The 21,198-nt window shown below is 64.4% G+C and carries 21 protein-coding genes; 5 read left to right on the top strand and 16 right to left on the bottom strand.

Translation table 11 applies throughout. The features are described from left to right. Window positions 1-8: 8 nt before the first annotated feature. From AC5RTB_RS06585 to AC5RTB_RS06550, 8 genes are all read right to left on the bottom strand, one after another. Entirely contained in the window at window positions 9-1,226 is a 1,218-nt protein-coding gene (locus AC5RTB_RS06585; protein ID WP_494060256.1) for a pyridoxal phosphate-dependent aminotransferase, read from the bottom strand. A gap of 78 nt (window positions 1,227-1,304) precedes the next feature. Then, the gene (locus AC5RTB_RS06580; protein WP_494060255.1) at window positions 1,305-2,279 is read right to left on the bottom strand and encodes an ABC transporter substrate-binding protein; all 975 of its coding nucleotides are present in this window, start codon (window positions 2,277-2,279) and stop codon (window positions 1,305-1,307) included. Next, the gene (locus AC5RTB_RS06575; protein WP_494060254.1) at window positions 2,276-3,025 is read right to left on the bottom strand and encodes an ABC transporter permease; all 750 of its coding nucleotides are present in this window, start codon (window positions 3,023-3,025) and stop codon (window positions 2,276-2,278) included. The genes AC5RTB_RS06580 and AC5RTB_RS06575 overlap by 4 nt, the downstream gene beginning before the upstream one ends. Then, window positions 3,025-3,735, bottom strand: a complete 711-nt coding sequence (locus AC5RTB_RS06570; protein WP_494060253.1) for an ABC transporter permease — start codon at window positions 3,733-3,735, stop codon at window positions 3,025-3,027. Before AC5RTB_RS06570 ends, AC5RTB_RS06575 begins: the two co-directional genes overlap by 1 nt. Window position 3,736: 1 nt before the next feature. Next, window positions 3,737-4,906 carry an ABC transporter ATP-binding protein gene (locus AC5RTB_RS06565; RefSeq protein ID WP_494060252.1) on the bottom strand — a complete coding sequence of 390 codons (1,170 nt, stop codon included), beginning with the start codon at window positions 4,904-4,906 and terminating at the stop codon, window positions 3,737-3,739. A 232-nt stretch (window positions 4,907-5,138) separates the two neighbouring features. Next, complete coding sequence (gene rsgA / locus AC5RTB_RS06560) at window positions 5,139-6,224, bottom strand: ribosome small subunit-dependent GTPase A (protein WP_494060251.1); 1,086 nt, start codon at window positions 6,222-6,224, stop codon at window positions 5,139-5,141. A gap of 211 nt (window positions 6,225-6,435) precedes the next feature. Beyond that, window positions 6,436-6,885 carry an NUDIX hydrolase gene (locus AC5RTB_RS06555; RefSeq protein ID WP_494060250.1) on the bottom strand — a complete coding sequence of 150 codons (450 nt, stop codon included), beginning with the start codon at window positions 6,883-6,885 and terminating at the stop codon, window positions 6,436-6,438. A 108-nt stretch (window positions 6,886-6,993) separates the two neighbouring features. After that, window positions 6,994-7,959 carry an N-acetylglucosamine kinase gene (locus AC5RTB_RS06550; RefSeq protein WP_494060249.1) on the bottom strand — a complete coding sequence of 322 codons (966 nt, stop codon included), beginning with the start codon at window positions 7,957-7,959 and terminating at the stop codon, window positions 6,994-6,996. 76 nt (window positions 7,960-8,035) lie between these two features. On the opposite strand from AC5RTB_RS06550, the gene AC5RTB_RS06545 reads away from it, so the two are divergent. Next, window positions 8,036-8,524 carry an Lrp/AsnC family transcriptional regulator gene (locus AC5RTB_RS06545; RefSeq protein WP_494060248.1) on the top strand — a complete coding sequence of 163 codons (489 nt, stop codon included), beginning with the start codon at window positions 8,036-8,038 and terminating at the stop codon, window positions 8,522-8,524. On the opposite strand, the gene AC5RTB_RS06540 is transcribed toward AC5RTB_RS06545, so the two are convergent. The 3 genes from AC5RTB_RS06540 to AC5RTB_RS06530 form a co-directional block, all read right to left on the bottom strand. Next, window positions 8,521-8,715 (bottom strand): hypothetical protein, encoded by a 195-nt coding sequence (locus tag AC5RTB_RS06540; RefSeq protein ID WP_494060247.1) that lies wholly within the window; start codon window positions 8,713-8,715, stop codon window positions 8,521-8,523. The two genes, AC5RTB_RS06545 and AC5RTB_RS06540, sit on opposite strands and share 4 nt — an antisense overlap. Then, window positions 8,712-9,338 (bottom strand): ArsR/SmtB family transcription factor, encoded by a 627-nt coding sequence (locus tag AC5RTB_RS06535; RefSeq protein ID WP_494060246.1) that lies wholly within the window; start codon window positions 9,336-9,338, stop codon window positions 8,712-8,714. The genes AC5RTB_RS06540 and AC5RTB_RS06535 overlap by 4 nt, the downstream gene beginning before the upstream one ends. 67 nt (window positions 9,339-9,405) lie before the next feature. After that, window positions 9,406-10,653, bottom strand: a complete 1,248-nt coding sequence (locus AC5RTB_RS06530) for an MFS transporter (RefSeq protein ID WP_494060245.1) — start codon at window positions 10,651-10,653, stop codon at window positions 9,406-9,408. 141 nt (window positions 10,654-10,794) lie between these two features. On the opposite strand from AC5RTB_RS06530, the gene AC5RTB_RS06525 reads away from it, so the two are divergent. Further along, window positions 10,795-11,295 carry an Lrp/AsnC family transcriptional regulator gene (locus AC5RTB_RS06525; protein ID WP_494060244.1) on the top strand — a complete coding sequence of 167 codons (501 nt, stop codon included), beginning with the start codon at window positions 10,795-10,797 and terminating at the stop codon, window positions 11,293-11,295. Window positions 11,296-11,318: 23 nt separating this feature from the next. Here AC5RTB_RS06525 and AC5RTB_RS06520 read toward each other — a convergent pair whose 3' ends face one another. The 4 genes from AC5RTB_RS06520 to galU form a co-directional block, all read right to left on the bottom strand. Further along, complete coding sequence (locus tag AC5RTB_RS06520) at window positions 11,319-12,524, bottom strand: phosphotransferase (RefSeq protein ID WP_494060243.1); 1,206 nt, start codon at window positions 12,522-12,524, stop codon at window positions 11,319-11,321. Between the two features lie 13 nt (window positions 12,525-12,537). After that, the gene (locus AC5RTB_RS06515) at window positions 12,538-13,449 is read right to left on the bottom strand and encodes a hypothetical protein (protein WP_494060242.1); all 912 of its coding nucleotides are present in this window, start codon (window positions 13,447-13,449) and stop codon (window positions 12,538-12,540) included. 77 nt (window positions 13,450-13,526) lie between these two features. Beyond that, window positions 13,527-14,150 (bottom strand): GNAT family N-acetyltransferase, encoded by a 624-nt coding sequence (locus tag AC5RTB_RS06510; RefSeq protein WP_494060241.1) that lies wholly within the window; start codon window positions 14,148-14,150, stop codon window positions 13,527-13,529. Window positions 14,151-14,158: 8 nt separating this feature from the next. After that, the gene (gene galU, locus AC5RTB_RS06505; protein ID WP_494060240.1) at window positions 14,159-15,061 is read right to left on the bottom strand and encodes a UTP--glucose-1-phosphate uridylyltransferase GalU; all 903 of its coding nucleotides are present in this window, start codon (window positions 15,059-15,061) and stop codon (window positions 14,159-14,161) included. Between the two features lie 72 nt (window positions 15,062-15,133). Between galU and AC5RTB_RS06500 the strand changes: the two genes are divergently transcribed. From AC5RTB_RS06500 to cpaB, 3 genes are all read left to right on the top strand, one after another. Continuing rightward, window positions 15,134-15,787, top strand: coding sequence for a 5-formyltetrahydrofolate cyclo-ligase (locus AC5RTB_RS06500; RefSeq protein WP_494060239.1), 654 nt, complete (start codon window positions 15,134-15,136; stop codon window positions 15,785-15,787). Between the two features lie 108 nt (window positions 15,788-15,895). Continuing rightward, complete coding sequence (locus tag AC5RTB_RS06495; RefSeq protein WP_494060238.1) at window positions 15,896-16,210, top strand: FmdB family zinc ribbon protein; 315 nt, start codon at window positions 15,896-15,898, stop codon at window positions 16,208-16,210. 134 nt (window positions 16,211-16,344) lie between these two features. Continuing rightward, window positions 16,345-17,025 (top strand): Flp pilus assembly protein CpaB, encoded by a 681-nt coding sequence (gene cpaB, locus AC5RTB_RS06490; protein WP_494060237.1) that lies wholly within the window; start codon window positions 16,345-16,347, stop codon window positions 17,023-17,025. A 4-nt stretch (window positions 17,026-17,029) separates the two neighbouring features. On the opposite strand, the gene AC5RTB_RS06485 is transcribed toward cpaB, so the two are convergent. Next, entirely contained in the window at window positions 17,030-21,112 is a 4,083-nt protein-coding gene (locus tag AC5RTB_RS06485; protein WP_494060236.1) for a DUF4011 domain-containing protein, read from the bottom strand. Window positions 21,113-21,198: the final 86 nt, after the last annotated feature.

Genomic DNA, 21,198 nt, shown 5'->3' with positions numbered 1-21,198 from the left:
GGTGCCGATCAGGGCTTGTACGTGCTGAGGAACTCCGCCAGGCGACCGATCGCGTCCTCAATATCCTTCACGCTCGGCAAGGTAACCATGCGGAAGTGATCTGGGTTGATCCAGTTGAACGCTGTGCCGTGCGAAATCAGAATCTTCTGCTGCTTGAGCAGGTCCAGCGCGAACTGTTCATCGTTCTTGATCGGATAGACCTCCGGATCAAGCCGCGGAAAGAGATACAACGCACCCTGCGCCAGTTCACAGGAGACGCCCGGGATGGCGTTGAGCAACTCGTAGGCCTTGTCCCTCTGCTCCCGGAGCCGTCCTCCCGGGAGGATGAGGTCATTGATGCTCTGGTACCCGCCGAGAGCAGTCTGAATGGCGTGCTGCGCGGGTACGTTCGCGCAAAGACGCATGTTCGCCAGCAGGTTGATGCCCTCAATGTAATCAGCAGCACGATGTTTGGGTCCGGAGATGGCCATCCAGCCGCTACGGAAACCGGCGATGCGGTAAGCCTTGGACAATCCACTGAAGGTCAGGCAAAGGACGTCGTCGCCGGTTACCGACGCGGCGTTCACATGGACTGCGTCGTCGTACAGGATCTTCTCGTAGATCTCGTCTGCGAAAATGATGAGGTCGTGGCGGCGGGCAAGGTCCACGATCTGCTCGATCACCGAGCGGGGGTAGACGGCGCCCGTGGGATTGTTCGGGTTGATGAGTACGATGCCGCGGGTCTGCGGGTTGATCTTGGACTCGATGTCCTCGACGTCCGGCCACCAGGAATTGCTCTCGTCACACAGGTAATGCACCGCGGTTCCGCCGGCAAGACTGACTGATGCTGTCCAGAGCGGGTAGTCCGGCGTCGGTACCAGGACCTCTTCCCCGTTATTCAGAAGCGCCTGCAGGGACAGTGTGATCAGCTCACTGACGCCGTTCCCGAGGTAGACGTCGTCAACATCGATGTTCTGGATTTCGCGGCTCTGGTAGTACTGGACCACTGCGGTGCGCGCGGAAAAAATTCCGCGCGAATCGCTGTAGCCCTGCGCCTTCGGGAGGTGGCGGATCATGTCGACGAGGATTGCGTCGGGCGCCTCGAAGCCGAACGGCGCCGGATTGCCGATATTCAGCTTCAAGATGCGGTGGCCTTCCGCTTCCATGCGCTTGGCATGCTCAAGCAGCGGCCCCCGGATGTCGTAGAGGACGTTATGCAGCTTGTCTGATTGCTTGAAATCGGCCATTAACAAAGAATGCCATAGCCCGGGCCCGCCCCCTCACATTGTGATCAAGGCAACGGTGCCGGCCCGGGCTGAAGGATGCTACTCGCCGGCCAGTCCCTTTTCCTCAAGCCAGTCAGCAGCGGCGTCGGCGGGGTTGCGCTTTTCGTCGCCGCTCACTTCGCGGTTGAGGTCGATCAGGTCCTCCGTGGTGAGCGTGCTGGAAACCTCATTGAGAACTGCCCGCGCATCTTCGCCAACGGTGTCCAGGTTAACGAGGGGGACTACCTGCTGTGCGATGAAGTTGTTGGCAGGGTCTTCCAGCACTACGAGGTCGTTATCGGCAATCGACGGCGTGGTGGTGTAGATATCGGCGACCTGAATGGTGTCGTTCAGCAGTGCTTCGAGCGTCACTGCACCGCCGCCGTCGTTGATGGCCTCGAAGGACTTGGGAACGCAGTCGTAGTTTTCCTCCAGACCGGGCAGGCCGTAGGCGCGCTCGGCGAATGTGCTCGGCGCCCCGATGACAAGTTCGTCACAGACGGCAGCCATGTCCTCGATTGAGGCAAGTCCATACTCCTCGGCCGTGGCAGCGGTGACCACCATGGCGTCCTTGTTCTCAGCTGACGAGGCTTCGAGCACGCCCAGGTTCGCGTCCGGCGAGTTGGCAGCCAGCGCGTCGGGCAGCGCCGCCATGATGTCTTCAGCCGATTCAGCGGTCGCTTCCGGATCTGCGAAGAGGAGCAGATTGCCGCTGTAGTCAGGGACAATATCGACTGATCCGTCGACGACGGCGGTGAAGTAGATCTCGCGCGAGCCTATGTTGAGCTGGGTGTCAGCTTCGATGCCTGCTCCGTTGAGCGCGCCGGCATAGATTTCGGCGATGATCTGGCTCTCGGGGAAGTCGGCCGAGCCGACAGTCAGCGGTCCGCTGCTGCTGCCCCCGGTTGCCTCGGTATCGGTTCCGCCCTGCGGATCTGAATTCGCACCGCAGGCCGTCATGGCGAGCGCCACGGTCAACCCGGCGGTCATCCCGAGCATGCCGCGCCGGAAGCTGCGCGTGGATGTTGTGATCATGGTGTTCCTCCTTGTGAACTGACGTGGGCTTCCTGCCCACCGGTCTTTGTCGGTTCCGCCGGTACGCGGGATGTCCGCAGGCCCGGCGATACCGCAAATCGTTGAAGCAGCGCCATAACGCTGTCGACGGCGATGGCGACGACGGCGATTACCACGGCGCCGCCGAAAAGGCGTCCGTTGTCGCGCAGCTGGGTGCCCTCGATAAGGAAGACCCCCAAACCTCCGAGGTTGATGAAGGCGACGACGGCAGCGGTTGCCACGACCTGCAGCACAGCCGCTCGAAAACCGCCGAGAATCACCTGTAGCCCATTAGGCAATTCAACCCGGAACAGCACCTGCAGTTCAGTCATGCCCATGCTGCGGGCCGCGTCCACCACCGCCGGGTTCACCGAGGAGATTCCTGCGTATACCCCCGCGAGGATGGGGGGAATTGCCAGGAGCACGAGCGCCCAAATGGGCGGCATAAGTCCGAGGCCCGCCAGTAGTACGAAGAGAATCAGCATGCCGAGTGTAGGGAGCGCACGCAGGATTCCGACGCCCGACACTATGACGATCCGGCCCCTGCCGGTGTGTCCTACCAACATGCCGATCGGCACTGCGATGGCCGCGGCGATCAGAATGGTGAGTCCGGTATAGCCCAGGTGTTCGACGATCCGGACCGGGATTCCCCTGGCGCCACTCCAGTTCGGTGGGAAGGTAAGCCACTCGTACATCTGGATAAGAAGATTGCTGCTCGAGTAATTCATCAGGTGACGTTTCCTGCCCGTGAGGCGTCAGCCGCGAGGTTGGCGCCATTCGTCAGGGCCATTGGACCGGGTGTCTTCACCGTGCGCGTCCAGGGTGTAAGCACACGTTCCAGCAGCACCAGCAGCAGGTCCATGATCAGGGCCAGCACCAGCGTCACCACGATCCCGATCACGATCGGCGTCGGGAAGGATCGGAACAGCCCGTCCGTGAACAGTGTTCCGAGACTCGGTATGCCGATCAGGGCTCCCACACTGACCAGCGATATGTTGGTCACCGAAATGACCCGTAGGCCTGCGAACAGGACGGGAACGGATAGCGGGAGATCCACGGTGAGGAAACGGCGCAGCGGCGTGAACCCCATCGCTACCGCAGCCTGCCGGACGCCGTCGTCAATCGAGTTGAGTGCATCCAGGGTTGAGCGAACCAGCAGCGCGACCGCGTAGATAGTCAGCGCGACGATGACGTTGACCATGTCGAGGACCCGCGTGCCGAGAATCAGCGGAAGCAGGACGAACATCGCCAGCGAGGGCACGGTATACAGCAGCGCGGAAGTTGTGAGGATGACTCCCCCAAGCGGTTTGCTGAGCCTTGCAGTCTGCGCCACGGGAACGGCGATGGCAACACCGAACACCAGAGGCAGAATCGCCTGGATCAGGTGGTATCCCGTCAGCTCCGCGATGTAGGAGAAGTTGTCGATGAACCACTCCACGTCAGACCGCCGTGTTGTGGTCGGCGCGACCGCGGTTCAGGCGTGCTTCCTCGATGAGCTCAAGCACCTCGGCTGCCTGCACCACACCCAGCACCCGTCCGTCGTCGTCGACGGTTACGCCGAGTCCGGATGGCGCCGACAATGCGGCATCGAGGGCCCGGCGCAGCGAGTCCCCGCGGCGGTAGAGTGAACCGCCGGGCACGAGGTCGCCGGACGAGCGGATGCTGTGGCGCATGGCCTGCGGCACCCACCCCTGCGGACGTCCGTCGTCGTCCACTGCCAGCGTCCACGAGGAATCAACTGTGACGCTCGGGTCACCGAGCCTGCTCACCCTCACGGTCTCGACCGGGTGGACGGGCACGCTGTCGCCGGGCTGGAAAGACAGGCGGCGGAAACCGCGGTCCCTGCCGACGAAGCCTGCCACGAAATCGTCTACCGGAGCGCGCAGGATTTCTTCGGGCGCCGCGTACTGGGCCAGCCGGCCGCCCGTCGCGAAGACTGCGACCTTGTCACCGAGCACGGTGGCCTCGTCGATGTCGTGGGTGACGAAGACAATGGTCTTGGCGAGGTCGCGCTGGAGCCGCAGCAGTTCCTCCTGCAGCTCGTGCCGCACCACCGGGTCGACGGCGCTGAAGGGTTCGTCCATCAACAGGATCGGTGGGTCTGCCGCGAGCGCGCGCGCCACGCCCACACGCTGCTGCTGACCGCCCGACAACTGTCCCGGGTACCGCTTCCCGAGCGCCTGGGCGAGCCCGACGACGTCGAGGAGTTCAACCGCGCGCTTCGCCGCGGTCGACTTCGGCACACCATTCAGCCTTGGCACGGTCATGATGTTGTCCAGCACGGTGCGGTGTGGCAACAGGCCGGAAGACTGCATGACGTATCCCATGGAACGCCGCAGCTCGGAAGCCCGCTGCCGACCAATGTCCTGACCGTCGACGGTGATAGAGCCGGAGGTAGGATCCACCATTCGGTTGATCATGCGCAGGGACGTGGTCTTGCCGCAGCCCGAAGGGCCCACGAGGACGGTGATCGCTCCGCGGTCGATGTCCATGCTGAGATTCTCGACGGCAGCCGCCCCGCCGCCATAGTGCTTTGAGACGTTGCGGAACTGAATCATCGCTTTGGGTCCCGGGCTGCCCTCCGCGGGGCCCGAAGTTTCGCCTGTCATGGAAGCCATACCTTTCATCGACGTCAGGCTCGGCCCGAGGCCGTCCCCAGCGATCCTGTGCGCCCGGCAGGTTGGAAACGCTCAGCGGGGCCATCGTCTTGTTGAGTCTAGCTATGCGTTCGTTGCGCACAAGCGGATGTATGGCCCGGACCAGAACTTTGTCTCGAATCGTTAGCACGGAACCGGTTCACCCGAGCGCAGGCCGGCGGAGCAGCCCACGCAGGCCTGTTCTTCATCCCTCCGCGAAGCGGTTGCGGTAGTCCTTGGCCATGACCGCGTCCTTCGCCATCCGGTGGAAGGACCGCCCGTGCCGGCGCTGCTCCGCGACGCTCTGCCGGCGGTGAAGACTGGCCAGCTCGCGCTGCATCTTGCGGTAGCTGAGCCAGCGTCGCTCCTCCAGTTCGCCGGCGTCGAGCGCTGCCCGAACGGCGCACCCCGGCTCGGCATCGTGGGCGCAGTCATTGAATCGGCAGCCTGCGAACAGTGCCTCTATATCGCCGAATACCACCTCCAGTCCTTCCTCGGCATCCCACAGCGCGAACCCGCGCATGCCTGGGGTGTCCATGAGGACGGAGCCGCCGCCGAGCGGAATGAGTTCCCGCGCCGTCGTTGTATGCCGCCCCTTTCCATCACCGGCACGCACTTCTCCCGTGCCCTGGGCGTGGAACCCGGCGAGCGCGTTGATCAGAGTCGATTTGCCCGCCCCGGACGGGCCGATCAGTGCCAGCGTGTTCCCGGTACCGATCCGCTCGCGCAGTGCGTCCAGGCCGTCACCGGCCTCGGCGGACGTGGTGAAGACTTCCACAACGCGGGCACGCTCGACGGTCTGCGCCACCACCTCATCGAACCTGCTGCTCAGATCGGCTTTTGTCATGATGACGATCGGCACCGCGCCGGAGTCCCAGGCGGCAACCAGTGTTCGCTCCAGCCGGTTGGCCGAGAGTGGACGGTCGATCGGGACCACCACCCCGACCAGGTCGATGTTGGCGCCGAGGACCTGGGGTTCGGACAGTGGATCGTGCGCTTTCTTGCGCTGCAGGGTCGAGTAGCGCGGTAGGACGCCGACGACGGAGGGCGGCGAGGTGCCGTCGTCGTTGTTGCGTGCCAGCGCCACCCAGTCGCCGGTCACAACTGTGCCGTCGGTGTCCACGTGCAGCGGCCCGCTGCACGTGGTGACCAGAACCCGTCCGCGGTCGGCGCGGACTACGCGTGCGGGCTCCGGAGGCTTGTTTTCAGATGTTGGGACGGTCGATGGAAAAGAGCGGGAGAAAAGACCGCGGATGCGGTCGGTAAAGCCGTACTCGGCAAGAGTGTTCAAGGGTAGTCCTCAGGCAGGGCCTCCCGCGCGGTGCAGAGAACGGGATCAGAGTGATCGCAGGCGGGAGGCAAGGGTTATGAAGGGAGTTGTCTGGCGTGCAGTTGTTGGGCAGGGCGCAGCAACAAGAACCGTTTTCATAACGTCACCTCCTTCAGTGCCACAGGCGATCAGATCGAGGGCCCGGTCATCCCGGTCTCGAAACAGAAGAGTTTTATAGTAGCGCCCGGCTGGGGCTTTGGTAAGAGAGGCGGATCGCTTTATCCACGAGGTCAACGCGGCTCAGAGAGGGCACGTCAGCGAGGGGTATCCACGCCGCCTCATCAGTGGATCCGTCCAGTTCATGGACGAGCTCGCCCGAGACGGCATGCGCACGGTAGACGATCCGCAACGCATGCAGGGGTCGGCCGGATCGGTTCAGGCGGTCCTCAGGACGGATGTGCACGCTGTCCACCCCCAGGAGCTCATCGAGTTCAACGACGTAGCCGGTCTCCTCCAGCACCTCACGGACTGCGGCGGCCGGGGCATCCTCCCCCAGCTCAAGCCCGCCACCGGGCAGGGTCCAACCGGCCCTGCTATGCTCATTCCAGTGCGCCAGCAGGATCATTCCATCCCGCACGACGACGGCGTACGCACCTACCCGGGTATCCCACTCCTGCGCCATGAACCCCAGTCTAGATGGGGACCAGGAGGTAGTTTTCGGCTCCGATGGGACGGGCTGCGCGGGTGCGCGATCCCCTACCGATTTTCCAGGCGGTGACGGCGCCGCTGGTTACAGCGCGCCGGTTTGCAACAGGTAGTGCACGCCGTGGACAGGATCTGCTCTGAGGAACCGCACCTCGTCGAATCCGTCCTGGGCCAGCCCCCCGATCAGAAGTTCCTGCAGTTTCAGCCGGTGAACAGCAAGACCGCCGCCGATGATGACGGGTCCATTGATTCCGAGAACAGACGCGACGTCGTTTACCAGCCCGCACAGATGGTGTGCGCCGTCTGCGATGATCCGCTGTGCGACGTCGTCTCCTGCCTCGGCCGCCTCGAAGACCAGATGTGCCTGCCCGGCCCAGTAGCGCCTGCCGGATGTTCCGTGGAAGTGGGCGATGAGTTCTTCAGGGCGCTGCACCCCGTTGGCCTGCAGGACAGACTCACCCAGAATGCCAAGCGGCTCCGCGCGGTTGAAGCGATGGAGGGTGGCCCGCACCGCTTCCCTTCCCACCCAGTAGCCGCTGCCCTCGTCGCCGAGCAGATATCCCCAGCCTCCGGAACGTGCCTGGCGACCTTCGCTGTCCACTCCCCAGGCCACAGATCCGGTGCCTGCGATCACCGCAATGCCTGTTGAAGCAGCGCCGGCGGCGAGTATCAGGCGCGTGTCATGGACTACGTCTATCCGGGCGTTCGGCGCTTGCCGGCCGATCAACCGGCGCAGGGCGTCGGCGTCCTCGTCGGTATCCACACCGCCGGACCCAGCCACCACGCGGCCTACCTCACCGCCCAGCGCGGAGAAGAGCTCCGCGAGGTTCCGGTCAGCTTCGTCCGGCGTGACGTTCTGGACATTGGCGCTCCCGCTCTTCGCTTCGGCAACCACTTCCCCCGCACTCCAGCGCACCCCGTGGGTCTTGGTGCCGCCGATATCAAGACCGACGACGTCGGTAACGGCCCCCTCCGACGCTGCGGCGCCGTGTGCGCTGTCCGGGTTCGCGGGATCGCGCTTCGATGTATTCCCATGCGGAACGTTTGGCATGAGCACAAGGTTACGCACCCGCCGGTAGGCTGGAGGAATCCCGCAGGCAGGACACCAGCGAAGCAGGAGCACCCGCATGGCGAACAGTGGCAAACCGGACGGACTTGATCCGGTGGACCGTCGAATCGTCCAGGAACTGCTGGCAGACGCGCGGATCACCAATGCGCAGCTTGCCGAAAAGGTGGGCGTTGCGCCCTCCACGGCGTTGCTGAGAACACGTCAACTCACGGAGCGCGGGGTCATCACCGGCTATCACGCCGAGCTGAACCTGGCTTCGATCGGGCGTGCAGTACAGGCGCTGATCTCCGTACAGCTGAAGGGCCACAACCGCGAGGAAATTGACAGGTTCACCTCACGGGTGCCCGCCCTGCCCGAAGTGGTGGCTACGTTCCACGTCTCCGGCTCGGTGGACTACCTCATCCATCTCGCGGTTGCGGACACGGAAGCGTTGAGGGACTGGGTCCTGGACTACCTCACCACGGACCCGGTTGTGGGGCATACGGAGACAACGCTGGTTTTCAATCGCATGGAAGGCAATGCGGGACTGCTTCCCGGTTCCGATTAGGGCCAGAGTCCCGAATGGCGCAGCGCCACGCCGTCGCGGAGCCGGTCCTCGTAGGCGCTGCGGTTGATCATGGCGTGTTCCTGGGCGGCGAGCCGCTCGCCCGTAGTGACAAGCCAGCGGCCAACGACGATGAGCAGGGCGTCTAACCCGGAGGGTCGGACCGGTGGGCAGAGGCTGGTGAGCGTTGTCATGTGATGTGCTCTTTTCGGGAAGTGGGCTCAGGAAACTGGCCCTGGATGATCGGGAAAGTGTTGAGGTGGATCTGTACCGCCTTGGCGTCCGGCGAATCGACTCCGTCCGGGCGGTACTTTTCGAAGAGGTCGCGTGCCAGGCGCATCAGCTCACTGGACAGTTCAGCCAGCTGAACTGCTGTGAGCCGCGCGTTGATGGTTGAAATGACTGAGGCATCAAGCCACTCCTCGGGCAGGACGAGCGGGCCGCGTTCCATGTAGTCCTCAAGGAGTGCAGCCCGGTTGTGGCTGAACTCCCGATTGACTATGGCCGCGACGTCCCGTGTCGCCGGATCTTGTGCCATCTCACTGGAGTAGAGGTTGAGGGCCCCGGGTGGACGCTCCCACCAGCGCTCGCGCGCTGATCCCCGACCTTCCAGTTCGCGAACCAGCTCATGCCTGGCCAACTGTCTCAGGTGGTAGCTGGTGGAACCGCTCGATTCCCCGAGCCGGGCAGCGAGCGCACTGGCAGTCTGCGGCCCGAACTGTGACAACGCATTGAGGAGCTGGATCCTGAGTGGATGCGCCAGCGCCTTCAGCGCGTTGATATCGACGGTGCGATCGTTGGGCTTTGCTGACTCCATACAGGCAGGATACGCTTGCAAAGATTTCTTTGCAAGAGTTTATTTGCAAACCGTTCTTTGCACTTGTTCAGCGCCTCGTGGCGGCACCCCGCCAGAGGACAATGGCTATGACTACGCACGCCACAGCAACCATCATGGCGAAGACCGCGACCGCTGCGGTGAGGCCGAGGGCATCCGCCGCCAGACCCAGCCCGAGCACAGGAACAGCACTTCCGAGGTAGGTGATTACGTAGACGGTGCTGATGATTTGTGCATGCTGGGATCCTTCGACCTGCTGCGCCACCGCATTGAAAACGGTGCGGAAGGCAACCCCCTGGCCTGCCCCCGCGATAATCAGGGCAGCAAGGAGGAGCGGTACGCTGCCGGCACTGCCCGCCACCGGAATGAGCGCTACACCGCCGGCCATTACGAGCAGGCCGGACACACCCGGCTTCGTGGGACGTGCACTGTTCTGCGGGAACAGCTGGCTTGCCGCCGAAGCCGCCAGCACCAGTCCGGAAAACAGACCCACGAGCGGCCGGCTCAATTCGCCGGCCATCCCCGTGAGGTACGTCGGCGCAAGGCTGAGCGAGAAACCGAATACTGCGAAACTGAGGAAGCCAACGATCGCCGCAGACCAGAACGCCCTGCGGGCAGTTCGGGACACCGCGGGACGGCGCGGCTTCAACGCGGACAGCGGCCGGACCGGTGGCGCCGGTTTGCTCGCCGGTCGGGCATCGAGCAGTACCAGCGGAATCAGAAGCAGCCCCAGGAAGACCGCATAAAGCGCGAACGGGAGCCGGGTCGGTTCGGGCAGCAGTGACAGCAGCCCACCCACGATCGGTCCCGCCGCGACTCCCCCGGCCGAGGCGACAAGCGTGAAGCGTGATGCCCACTCTGGACGGAGAGGCAACAGGTCGCGCAATGCAGCAGAACTGGCGCCGGTCGCGCACGCTACTGCCGCACCCTGGAGGCAACGGCCGAGCACCAGCATCGGAAGCGATGTTGCACTGCCAAAAACCACGGCTCCGAGCACACCGGTCAGAACCGCGAGAACGAGCGCCGCGCGCCGCCCGATATGGTCCGACCAGTGGCCAACCAGGAGCAGCCCGGCAACGAGAGTGAAGACGTACGCAGCGAAGGCTGCCGTCGTATCGAAAGCACTGAGACCAAGATCGGCGCGAATGAGCGGGTAGAGCGGAGTCGCGAGATTCGCTCCCACGAGCAGGGTGGCCATCACGACGACGGCGAGACCCAACCGGGTGCGGACTGAGGCATCCCAGCGGGGAGACTGCACGGGGGCAGGCCGCATTCGCAATTCACTGATGACGCTCATGCTCACCTTCCGGAGATACTTACCACTCTTACTATTCATGGTGCAGTCTGCGGGTTAGTGTGGAAGTCCGATCTGGCCTCGCCTGATCATCGTGCTCAATTTTCGCGGGAGATCCGACTCCCCGATGAGCTGAACGAGGAGATGTGTATGTTGGACCGAACAGACATTCGTCTTCTGCGCGAGCTTGTCCGCGACCCGCGCTCGCAGGTCAGCCAGCTCAGCGAGACGCTTGGCATGGCACGCAACACCGCGCAGGCGAGGATGCAGCGGCTGTTTCGGTCGGGTCTTCTCCGCCCGAGCGGACGGGAACTCGACCTCGCACGCCTGGAATACGACGTCGTCGCATTCGTCACGATTGAGGTCACGCACCGGGAACTGGACGGTGTCATCTCAGCGCTGCGCACGCTGGAGCAAGTACTTGAAGTCCATGAGATCTCGGGCAGGGGCGACGTCTGGTGCCGTGTCGCTGCGAAGGATACGCATCACCTGCAGTCGGCCCTTCGGTCGATCCTGCGCATCAAGGGTGTGATCCGGACGGAAACGGTGCTGGCACTGCACGAGCACATTCCCTACCGCGTGGAACCCCTTCTTGACCGGTTGCTGGCCGAGAAGTCGCAGGGCAAGCAGCAGTCCGAAGGCTGACCGAAGACTAAGGCCTCAAGCCCTCAATCGGCCTGGCCGGCTCCTCGCGTCAGGAAGCTTTCGGCCACCAGCAGCCGGGTGCGTGCACCAGCCCGCCAGCCGTCGTCGGACTGGTTCTGTCCTGAGTTTCTCGCCCCCGCGATGAGCGTCAGCGCCACTCCCGCAGCCCGGGCCCGCAGCGCCGAGGGATCCACCCGCTCTTCAAATGCCCGTTGAAACCGGGTCACCGCGGCCGGAGCGTGGTGATAGCGGTCGTCGACGCTGGGCAGGACTGCAAGGTGGGCAAGAAAGCATCCCAAATCGTCCACCATATGCCCGGGACCCACGCCGTCAAGATCGAGTACGCCTGTGACTTCGCCGCCGGCGACAAGGAGGTTCCCCTCATAGAAGTCGCCGTGCGTCGCGACCACCGGTCCGGCAGGCGCCGTCCGGATAAGTTCTTCTACCCGCGAAGCGAGCGCGGTAATCCGCACTGATTCCGAGGGAAGCGCAGCGACAGCAGCCCTCGCGTAGTCGCGGACCCGTGCGGACCAGGGCAGTCTTGCCGGCAGCTCGCGCGCCGCCTGCGGGAAACGCTCGAGCAAATCGACCAGAACCTGCGGTTCGAGCTCCCATGCGCCGTTCAGCATCAATCGCTGGGCAAGCGGTGTTCCAGACGCCGGCAGGGTGACGACGACATTCCGATCCGTAGACCCGACCGGTTGCGGAACAGGGATCTTCTCTTCATACAGCAGCTCGTGCCGGCGGCGCAGGGCTGCGGCACGGCCACTCGGCAGTACCTTCATATAGCGGGTCTCCCCTGCGCCCTCGGCCCGCAGTACAGCCCGCCTCATGGGCCGATAACCGAGGGTGGTGAGCATGGCGGCGGGGACTCCGAAGAGTTCCGGACCAACGGATCGGGCATCGCACGCCCATTCCAGCGCAGGCAGCAGTGGATCATGGGGATGGCTCCACGCCAGAAGCGCTGTCCCTTCAGGGCCGCGGAATCGCATGGAGCGGGGAAATTCACCCTCCACGGTCCTCGTGGTGACGCACAGGAACCCGGTCAAGGGGCCGTTCGGCGTAAGGCACTGCACCTCGTAGATTCCCGTGACTCCTGCACCGGGGCGATGATGGAGGCTCCCCAGTGACCACTGTTGCAGCGGACCGATGAGTTGGACCGCTGCTGCGGCGAGTGCCGGGGCGATGGCAGACCCTTCGAGCAGGGCGAGCTCGTCCGCCTCAGACACTGCGTGCGTGGGGCTACGCGCGGCGACGCTGCAGGATGTCGTCCAGGTTCATCCGGGGCGCAGAAGCCGTCTCGACCTTCGGCGCCACGGCGCTGTTCTTGATCGGCGTCCTTGTCTGGGGCTTGGGTGCCTCCGGCAGATCCAGCGGGGCCGGATCTTCCCGGTCAGCCTTCGGAGCCTCAACGTACGTAGGCTTGGGCACATCCACAGGCTGCCAGGGTGTACCGGTGACGGGCTTCTCGCCTGCTTCGGCAGCAACGGCAAGCGCCGCAGCCCGCAACTCAGCCGCGGTGAACTGGGGTGCGGCAACCGGGGCGTCCGCGGCGTCGTCCTTGTTCTCTTCTTCCGGGCTGCTGTCCTCGGCATCCTCGGCGTTGAAGAGGGTGGTGGGACGGCGTACCACCGGAGCCTCCTCGGCCGACGGTGAGACGGACTCCTCCGTTGAGGCAGGGGCCCGCTGCGGCGCGGGTGACCGGTCGCGCAGTGCGAGTGTGCGCAACACCGCGACGCTTGCAATGGCAAGGACAAGCGCGATCACCGGGACGATTGAAGAAACCAGCCCGACGACGGCAAACACCGACGTGACCAGCGCCGTGGCCAGCGCAACTGCACCCACAAGCGCGATTGAGAGCCGGTCCCACCGGATCCTGAGGCTCGGGGCGGAGCCCGGCACCCTCGTTGATCCTCCACCTGCCTGACCGGTGGTTGCTGGTCCGGAGGCGGCCCGGGAATCGTCGGCGGCGGACATGGTCATGACGCTCCTTCGGAACACGGCGTCCCCGGATGAGGTGGCTGGAAAGGCGATGTGTGCGGCGCCGGCGACGGGGAAAGGCTGTCGGCTCCGCAGCAGATACGGAGCAACCCAAATGAGCCAGAGCCCGACGATAGCCGCCAGTACAACTGAGCTGTTCAGAGAGAAGTCCACTTACAAAACGTTAGAGCAGATGCGCCTTTGCTCCCTCATTCACTACGGTGTGTCCGACGCGAAGTCGAGAACTTTGGCTAGAGCCGCGGTGCAGTCTCCTGCCACCGTCTAAGGAGGCCGCCGGGAACCTCATCGGCTGTAAGCGCAAAGGATCTATGGTCCGCCCACGAACCCGCGATATGGAGGTAGTCCTTGCGGATACCCTCGTCCCGGAACCCCAGCTTCCGGACAACCCGGAGGCTTGCAGTGTTCTCCGGCCGAATGTTGATCTCCATACGGTGCAGACCGAGCTCCCAGAAGCAATAGTCCGTTGCGAGGGCCACCGCCGTGGGTGCGATCCCCCTGCCCGCCCGCTCCTTGGCCACCCAGTACCCGAGCGTTGCCGTCAGCGCGGAACCCCAGACAATCCCGGACACGGTGAGCTGGCCGACCATGGCCGGCCGGCCGCCGCTCTCGGGTCGCTCGGCGATCACGAACGGCAATGCGCTGGCGGAACGCACCTGGGAGTTCAGGGCGCGCACCATCTCGTGGTACGTGGGCAGGTAACCACCGGCCGCTGGGTTGGACGCCTCCCAGGGCGAGAGCCACTCGAGGTTGCGGTGACGCAGTTCCATCCATTCGTGCTTGTCGCGATGCCGGAGCGGACGAAGGATGAGATTGCCGGTCTCGAGGGTGACCGGCCAGGCGAACCGACCCCACATGTCAGTAGTTAGCCGTCGAAGGAGCCGGTGAACTCCTGCAGCCACTTCCTCAGGTCAGGACCAAGATCCTCGCGCTCGGAGGAGAGCGTCACCACTGCCTTCAGGTAGCTCAGCTTGTCCCCGGTGTCATACCGCCGGCCGCGGAAAACGACACCGTACACGCCGGAACCCTCGCCATCTGCCGCTGCCAGCGTCTGCAGTGCGTCGGTCAGCTGGATCTCGCCGCCGCGTCCCGGACCGGTCTCTTCCAGGACATCGAAGACCCGGGGATGCAGGACATAACGCCCGATGACCGCCAGGTTGGACGGGGCTTCCTCGGCGGACGGCTTTTCGACGAGCTTGTTGACGCGGACGTATTCCTCACCGTCGAGCGAGGAGATGTCTGCACAGCCGTACGCGCTGATCTGATCCGGATCAACCTCGATCAGGGCAATCACTGACCCGCCGGTTCTGGCCTGGACATCGATCATGGTCTCAAGCAGAACATCGCGCTCGTCGATCAGGTCATCGCCGAGCAGGACGGCGAATGGCTCAGAGCCGACATGGAGCTTTGCGCGCAGCACCGCGTGCCCGAGGCCCTTTGGGTCCCCCTGGCGGAGGTAGTGGATATCACCGAGTTCGGAGGCACGGCGCACGGACTCAAGCTTCTCGAAATCACCCTTCGCTTCGAGTGTTTGCTCGATGAACGGCACCCGGTCGAAGTGGTCCTCAAGCGACCTCTTGTTACGTCCGGTAATCATCAAAATGTCATTGATGCCGGCACCGACGGCTTCCTCGACCACATACTGAATGGCCGGCCGGTCCACAACCGGAAGCATTTCCTTCGGCATTGCCTTGGTGGCCGGCAGGAACCTGGTCCCCAGGCCGGCTGCGGGAATGACGGCCTTGTTAACTCTTGGTCGCTCAGTCATGCCACAACACTACAGAATCGGCTGCTATTTCGATGAAAGCGCTACGCCCCTCACGCCCTGTACAGTGCCACCATGGATCCCTGCGTGCAATCGTCGATGCCCTCAACGAGCCCTTCGTCGATCAAGGAAGACCTTCGCCGCACACTGCGGGATAGGCGTCGTGCCCTTCCCGATCATGACCGGCGGGCAGCTGCAGCAGCACTGCGCGACCAGGTGCTCGCCTGGCTGAGGGCTGCGCCTGCAAGCAAAACGGGGCCTATCGCGGCCTATCTCTCAGACGGTCCGGAGCCCGGCACCGGCCATCTGCTCCCTGCCCTCATCGAGGCGGGGTACGACGTCGTCGTACCGGTGTGTGAACCGCTCTACCAGCTGAGTTGGGTGCGCTGGGAGCCGGGTGTCGAGCTGGCGAAAAGCCCCAGGGCTCCCCTATGGGAGCCGGTTGGCGAACGAAAGCAATTCACGGCGCTGGTGCCGTTCCGACTGGTGCTGGTGCCCGGGCTGGCCATGGATGTGCTGGGGAACAGAATCGGCCAGGGTGGCGGATACTACGACCGGTTCCTCGCGCAGCTGGTTCTCGAACAGCCCGACGTCGAAAGGCTCGGCTATCTGTATGACGAGGAAATCCTTCCTGCCGGCGATGTCGAAACCACGCCTCTCGACATGCCGCTGCACGGCGCCTTCACGCCGTCCGGTCTGCACCGTGCGCCCGGCGATCATTCATCATAAGCGGCGGAAGCAGTGTAGAATTGGCACTCGGATGGGTCGAGTGCCAAATCCTGGGAAACCGGGACGACGAGACCGCCGACGAACAGCGTTCCCACAGGAGGATTGTCCATGCCGACATATGCTTACGCTTGCAGGGACTGCGGCCACGCCTTCGATGTCCAGCAGTCATTTTCGGATGACTCGCTGACGGTCTGCCCCGAATGTGAGGGCCTACTGCGCAAGAAGTTCAACAGCGTGGGTGTCGTCTTCAAAGGGTCCGGCTTCTACCGCACGGACTCCCGCTCGGCGTCGTCGTCAGTCGAGACCGGCAGCAGCTCGCCTGCGAAGCCCTCATCGAACCCGTCCGGCTCGGACGGCAAAGCCGCCTCGTCTTCGGCTGCGTCCTCCAGCGGAACGACGGCCCCTGCTGCTGCTTCGGCCTAACGCCGCACCCGCTCAAAAGCACCTTCCGTCCCGGAGGACCGGTTGTCCTGCACGACCGGTTCTCCGGGGGCGGTTTTTCCACATATGGCCATCTCCCACGATGCTGCCGTAGCCGGGTTCATATCGTTGGATCCATGAGTGAAGCGTCCAACGCTCCGAATCGCCTGCAGAGTCGGTTTCGAGCCTTTATCTTCCGGAAAAGGCGCCTTCTGGCCGCCGGTCTTTTATGCGCTGCAGCCGGAGTGGCCGTCGAGGCGCTCCTCCCACACGAGCCCATAACCGTGCGGGTAGTCGCTGCGTCTTCGGATCTGCCCGTGGGAGCGGTACTCACCGCCGATCACCTCGCCATCGTCGATCTTCCCGAGGCCGCTGTGCCCGAGCACTCGTTCGCGTCACCCGAGCTGGTGGCCGGACAGCAGCTGGCTACTCCCGTCTATGAGGGCGATGTCCTGGCTCAGAACTTTTTTGTGGGCGCCGGTCTTCTTGCCGGAAGCCCGGAGGGCACAGTAGCCGTTCCTCTCCGCCCGGCTGACGCATCCACGGTGCAGCTACTCTCGGCAGGGCAGCGCGTCGATGTGGTGCTCAGTACCGGCAACGGCTTTGAGGTTTCTGCGAAGAACACTGTGTTGGCCCGTGGACTACCGGTGCTGTGGACGTCGGAGCAGCCGGGTGCCGGACCGTTCGCGCCGGCGTCAGGAGCGGAAGGCGGCCTGGTGGTCGTAGCGGCGAGTCCCGACGAGGCGGCGGCACTGGCCGGCGCATCAAGCGCCGGCCAGGTTCACCTTGTACTCACTGCAGCAAGCAGCCAGGAGTGAACTGCTAGCTCCAGTGTGGAGGCTTCTGTTCCTTCAGCCACTCATCGTTGTCGCCATCCTGATCATTCCAGGACCGCGGGTCATCCTCAGCCGCACGCTGGGGAAGGACGTCGCCGTGCGGGGCCGTACTCGTGGTGGCCTCTGAGCTCGGCTGGGCTACTGCCGGGGCCTGCGCCTCAGCCGGCTCGGCAGTCTCGCCGGATGTGCCTTCAACCGCTTCATCAGCGGGGCGGTCATCCATCCGGTCTTCTTCATTCGGCCGGCTGTTCTCTGCTTCCGATCCCATCGTCTTCCCGTTTCCTGCAGGTGGCTCCTGTGCAGTCCGGCGCGGATTCGGCCGGTCAGTATGTTGAAGACCAAGATATCCCGATATGCGGTCGGCGCAGCCTTCCGGATCAGTGAATACTTCAATGGTCCACAGCGGCATGTAACGCCAGCCCATCCGTTCAAGGAGCTGCGGGCGCAACCTGCTCCGCTCCCTCACGGTCAGGCCGCGGTACCGATCCGAGCCGTCGGACTCAATGGCCACAGGCTGCAGAAAGGGCGTACTGCCGTCCGCGCCGGAACCGTCACCGGAGACGAAGGCCGCGACGATGTCCAGCACGCCGTCGTAATTGCTGTGCACGGTGGCACCGCGATGGCGCAGCCGTTCCACCAGGTCCGCAACCAGCGGGTCCTCGTTCTCGGACTCCACCGGGGCAACCCGGGTTTGCTCGGCGTCCCCGGAGAGCTCCCGGCGCAGCAGCTCATAGAAGTCCAGCGCGCCGTGCCCCAACCGCTCAGGATCCAGGTCCTCGGGACGGAAGCACGTGAGAACATGCAGCCGGTACCGTGCACGGGTCATGGCGGCCACAAACTTGCCGCGGCCGTCCGGAGCCGAGAGTGGACCGAAATTGTGCAGGGCCCGTCCGTGCGGCGTCCTCCCGAATCCCAGAGAGAAGATCACGGAGTCCCGCGTCAACCCGGCGGCGCGGTCGATGGTAACCACCCGGAACGACTCGTTGCCCGGCTTGAAGAAGTCTGCCGCCCACGGGGCATCAGCCATGGAGAGCCGGACGGCCTCGCCTACCCGCTGCGCGTGACGTGCGCTTGCCGTGACCACCGCGAGTGAATAGCTCGGCCGCTGCCGGATGTGTTCAAAGACCAGATCGACGACGCGGGTGACCTCAGCGGCGACGCTCTCAACACCATCGTGATCCGAGCTCGGCATGCCGGTTCCGTTGGGGAGGTACTCGACAGTGAAGGCGCGCTCCGTGCCGGTGATCTCTGCCCCGGAGGGCAGGCGTGAAAGCTCGTTCTCGTAGAAACGCTCGCTGAGGAAGGTGACGAGCCCCTTGTCCACTCCGCGGTAGACATCCCGCAGCGCCAGTGACGGCAGGACCGCCGCCAGCGCCCGGTAGGCGCTCGGAAGGTGTTCCGGCGTGTTGCGGCGCTCGTCCTCGACCGACACGGTGAAGCTGCGCGGTCCACCGAGGCGGTCATCACCGAAGGCAATGACCTGGCGGGAACGGGCCAGCGCCGGGACCACCGACTGCAGGGAAATGGATTCTGCGTCGAGCACTATCACGGCGTCGAAGGTCTTGTCCTCAGGGAGCACCAGCGGCAGGACCAGCGGGCTCGCTGCCCACACCGGCATCAGCGCTGTGACCAGTTCATCGGCCTGAACGCTGAGGGCGTCCAACCCGGGCTCGCCCTCCCGCAACAGGCCGCGCAGTTGCTCGGCCTCGGCCGGCATGGTCTCCAGCGCCGCCCGCCAACGCTCCGCGAGGGCCCACCGGATCCGGCTCGCACCGGAGGCAATATGTGCGTTGTCGGCAAGCCGGTACTCGGCCTCGAGGGTGCGTAGGCTCGCGCCGTCGGACATGGCGAGGTAATCGTCCCCGCTGATCATCGCTTCGAGGGCGGACTGCCACCACGCCAGCTCAAGCTCTCCCCCGACCTGGCGGGCACCCACCTCACGTGCTGCGAGGTCGTCCAGCAGTTCCCCGAGACCGTTCTCGCGCATTTCGTCGAGCAGCAGCGTGCGCTCGGGAAGAGTCGCAAGGCTCTGCTTGTCGCGTGCCAGGTCAGAGAGACGGAGAACCAGCTCATCCAGCGGGATCGAGACGAGCTCGAGCTCCCCTGGAGTACCGGCCAGGATGGACGTGAGCTCCTTCAGTTTGGAGTCGATCGTGCGGTAGAAACTGTTGATCTCTGCCAGCCCTGTGGGCACCGAGGGATGGCGCTCTGTGGTCGCGTACTTGGTCCACAGGGTGCGCTGCTCCTGCACCTCGACGAGGGACTGGTGAAGGTCGGAAATGTGGACCCCGGGGCGGACGTACTCCTTCGCTACCCTGCGGAGGCGCGACCGGCTCATCGAACTCATCTCGATGGTGCGCTCCCGCCGCCACGATGAGGGCGCAGTTGCCGAAATAAGGTCCGTGACCGGCCGGTCGAAGATGTCCGGTGTGAACTTGTCGAGGCTGGCGCGCACAGCAACCAGCAGGTCCAGCTGCGCACCCCACTCCTCGAATGTGGTTCCGAGTTCGATGTGCGAGTGCTCCGCTACAGCTCGAACCTTCTCACGCAGCAACGGAATGTCCCTGGACAGGTCGACCGTAAGGCTGTGAGCGTGTTCGGTTTCCTTGCGGTTGCGCAGGTTGGCGCCGAACCAGGGGCTCTGTGTCGCTTCCTTGCTGAAGCCGCCGAGTTCAGCCGCACGACGGAGCCGTGTGGTCAGTTCCGTCCTGTTCGGGATGCTGTCCATGACGCTGCGCTTGAGCCGTACGGTCGTGGCGGGAGCGGGATTCAGGGACGTCAGCTCGGCGAGGGACTGCATTGCCTGATAGGGAGAGCAGCCCCAGCGCGACCGTACGTTGTGCAGCGAGCGGACATGTTCAAGCAGCTTGTGGCGGTGCGAAACGAGCGTCTCGTGCAGCGACGCCAGTGTGGGCTCCACGGCTTTCTCGTTGCGGACAATGGCACGGACCAGCTGGTCCTTCAACTGCGCGGGGTTGCCGTTGGCATTCAGTTGCAGCACGAGTGAGCCGAGGTTGAGCGCATCGAGTTCCTGCACGAACTGGTTCAGGGTCCCGCGACGCTCGGCCACGACGAGGACGCTCTTGCCCTGTTCCGCAAGCGCCGCTGCTGCGTTCAGCGCGGTCTGTGTCTGACCGGTTCCGGGAGGAGCGGACACTACGACGGAGCCGCCGGCGGCCACGGCGTCGAGAACCCTCTGCTGGCCTGGATCAGCATCGAGGATCAGGAACTCGGTGGATGGGTGTCTGTCATCAAGGGGCGTATCCCGCGACGGCGCCTGCGCACCCGAGGGTGCATCGATACCCTCGCGCGCAGCATCCATCAGAGCAGACAGCAGCGGGTGCTCCGGGCGCACCGCAGTGTCAACGCCCACGTCGGCGAGGTCCGCGAAGGTCGAGACAAGGATGTGGTGCTCGATGGTCATGCCACGAACGTTGTCGGTAAGCGCGCGGAGACGGTCGAGCACGGGATGCGGATCGAAGCGCGCGGTGCTGTAGGCAAGCTGTGCAACGGCGTCGGGATCGAAATCGATGCCGTGATCCTTGTGCAGCGTGCGCACCAGCGCCGGGTTGAGACGGGCATGCTCCGTCAGCTGCAGCTCGTAATCGTCCTGCGAACTGTGCACCGTTAGTGAGACTGATGTCAGCAGGACGGGCGCGGTCAGCGAGTCGGTGCGGCCGCCGTCGTCCATGGTGCGCCAGGAAGCGGTACCCGCGGCAAGGTAGCCGACGTCGATCCCGCGTTCGGTGGCGAGTTCGTAGACCTTCGCGCGGAGAAGGCGGGCGGCCTTCATGGCGGCAGCGTACTGGTCGGGATCCCGTAGCAGCGTGGACAGGCGCGTCCGCCGGCCGGCCAGAAGCTGCGCGAGACCCGACGGGTGCGCATGCGTGAGATCGATGCTGTTGGAACGCGAAGGCGTGAAGTGCAGCAGAGTATCGGTTCCCGCGTGCGGTCCCAGTCTGCGCAGCCACGGAATCAGGAAATCTTCAGCGGAGTCCCCGGCTTCCTGCACTGGCACGGTTGTCCTCTTCCCTGCGGCCTCACGGCCTGATCTTGACCAGATAGGCATGTCTTCCAAGCTATCCGACGCTGCCTCCCAGAAGCTGCAAGCAACGCGGACCGTCGTCAATTAACCTGCTGATCGAGCGTCCTCGA

The sequence above is a fragment of the Arthrobacter sp. M71 S08 genome (assembly GCF_059089725.1).
The sequence above is the reverse complement of the archived record's forward strand: the minus strand, read 5'-3'. Positions and strand labels throughout refer to the sequence as shown.

Coding starts and splice junctions, on each gene's coding strand:
- AC5RTB_RS06585 (WP_494060256.1), bottom strand. CDS start 1,226: ATGGCCGATTTCAAGCAATCAGACAAGCTGCATAACGTCCTCTACGAC.
- AC5RTB_RS06580 (WP_494060255.1), bottom strand. CDS start 2,279: ATGATCACAACATCCACGCGCAGCTTCCGGCGCGGCATGCTCGGGATG.
- AC5RTB_RS06575 (WP_494060254.1), bottom strand. CDS start 3,025: ATGAATTACTCGAGCAGCAATCTTCTTATCCAGATGTACGAGTGGCTT.
- AC5RTB_RS06565 (WP_494060252.1), bottom strand. CDS start 4,906: ATGACAGGCGAAACTTCGGGCCCCGCGGAGGGCAGCCCGGGACCCAAA.
- AC5RTB_RS06555 (WP_494060250.1), bottom strand. CDS start 6,885: ATGGCGCAGGAGTGGGATACCCGGGTAGGTGCGTACGCCGTCGTCGTG.
- AC5RTB_RS06550 (WP_494060249.1), bottom strand. CDS start 7,959: ATGCCAAACGTTCCGCATGGGAATACATCGAAGCGCGATCCCGCGAAC.
- AC5RTB_RS06545 (WP_494060248.1), top strand. CDS start 8,036: ATGGCGAACAGTGGCAAACCGGACGGACTTGATCCGGTGGACCGTCGA.
- AC5RTB_RS06540 (WP_494060247.1), bottom strand. CDS start 8,715: ATGACAACGCTCACCAGCCTCTGCCCACCGGTCCGACCCTCCGGGTTA.
- AC5RTB_RS06535 (WP_494060246.1), bottom strand. CDS start 9,338: ATGGAGTCAGCAAAGCCCAACGATCGCACCGTCGATATCAACGCGCTG.
- AC5RTB_RS06530 (WP_494060245.1), bottom strand. CDS start 10,653: ATGAGCGTCATCAGTGAATTGCGAATGCGGCCTGCCCCCGTGCAGTCT.
- AC5RTB_RS06525 (WP_494060244.1), top strand. CDS start 10,795: ATGTGTATGTTGGACCGAACAGACATTCGTCTTCTGCGCGAGCTTGTC.
- AC5RTB_RS06510 (WP_494060241.1), bottom strand. CDS start 14,150: ATGTGGGGTCGGTTCGCCTGGCCGGTCACCCTCGAGACCGGCAATCTC.
- galU (WP_494060240.1), bottom strand. CDS start 15,061: ATGACTGAGCGACCAAGAGTTAACAAGGCCGTCATTCCCGCAGCCGGC.
- AC5RTB_RS06500 (WP_494060239.1), top strand. CDS start 15,134: ATGGATCCCTGCGTGCAATCGTCGATGCCCTCAACGAGCCCTTCGTCG.
- AC5RTB_RS06495 (WP_494060238.1), top strand. CDS start 15,896: ATGCCGACATATGCTTACGCTTGCAGGGACTGCGGCCACGCCTTCGAT.
- cpaB (WP_494060237.1), top strand. CDS start 16,345: ATGAGTGAAGCGTCCAACGCTCCGAATCGCCTGCAGAGTCGGTTTCGA.
- AC5RTB_RS06485 (WP_494060236.1), bottom strand. CDS start 21,112: ATGCCTATCTGGTCAAGATCAGGCCGTGAGGCCGCAGGGAAGAGGACA.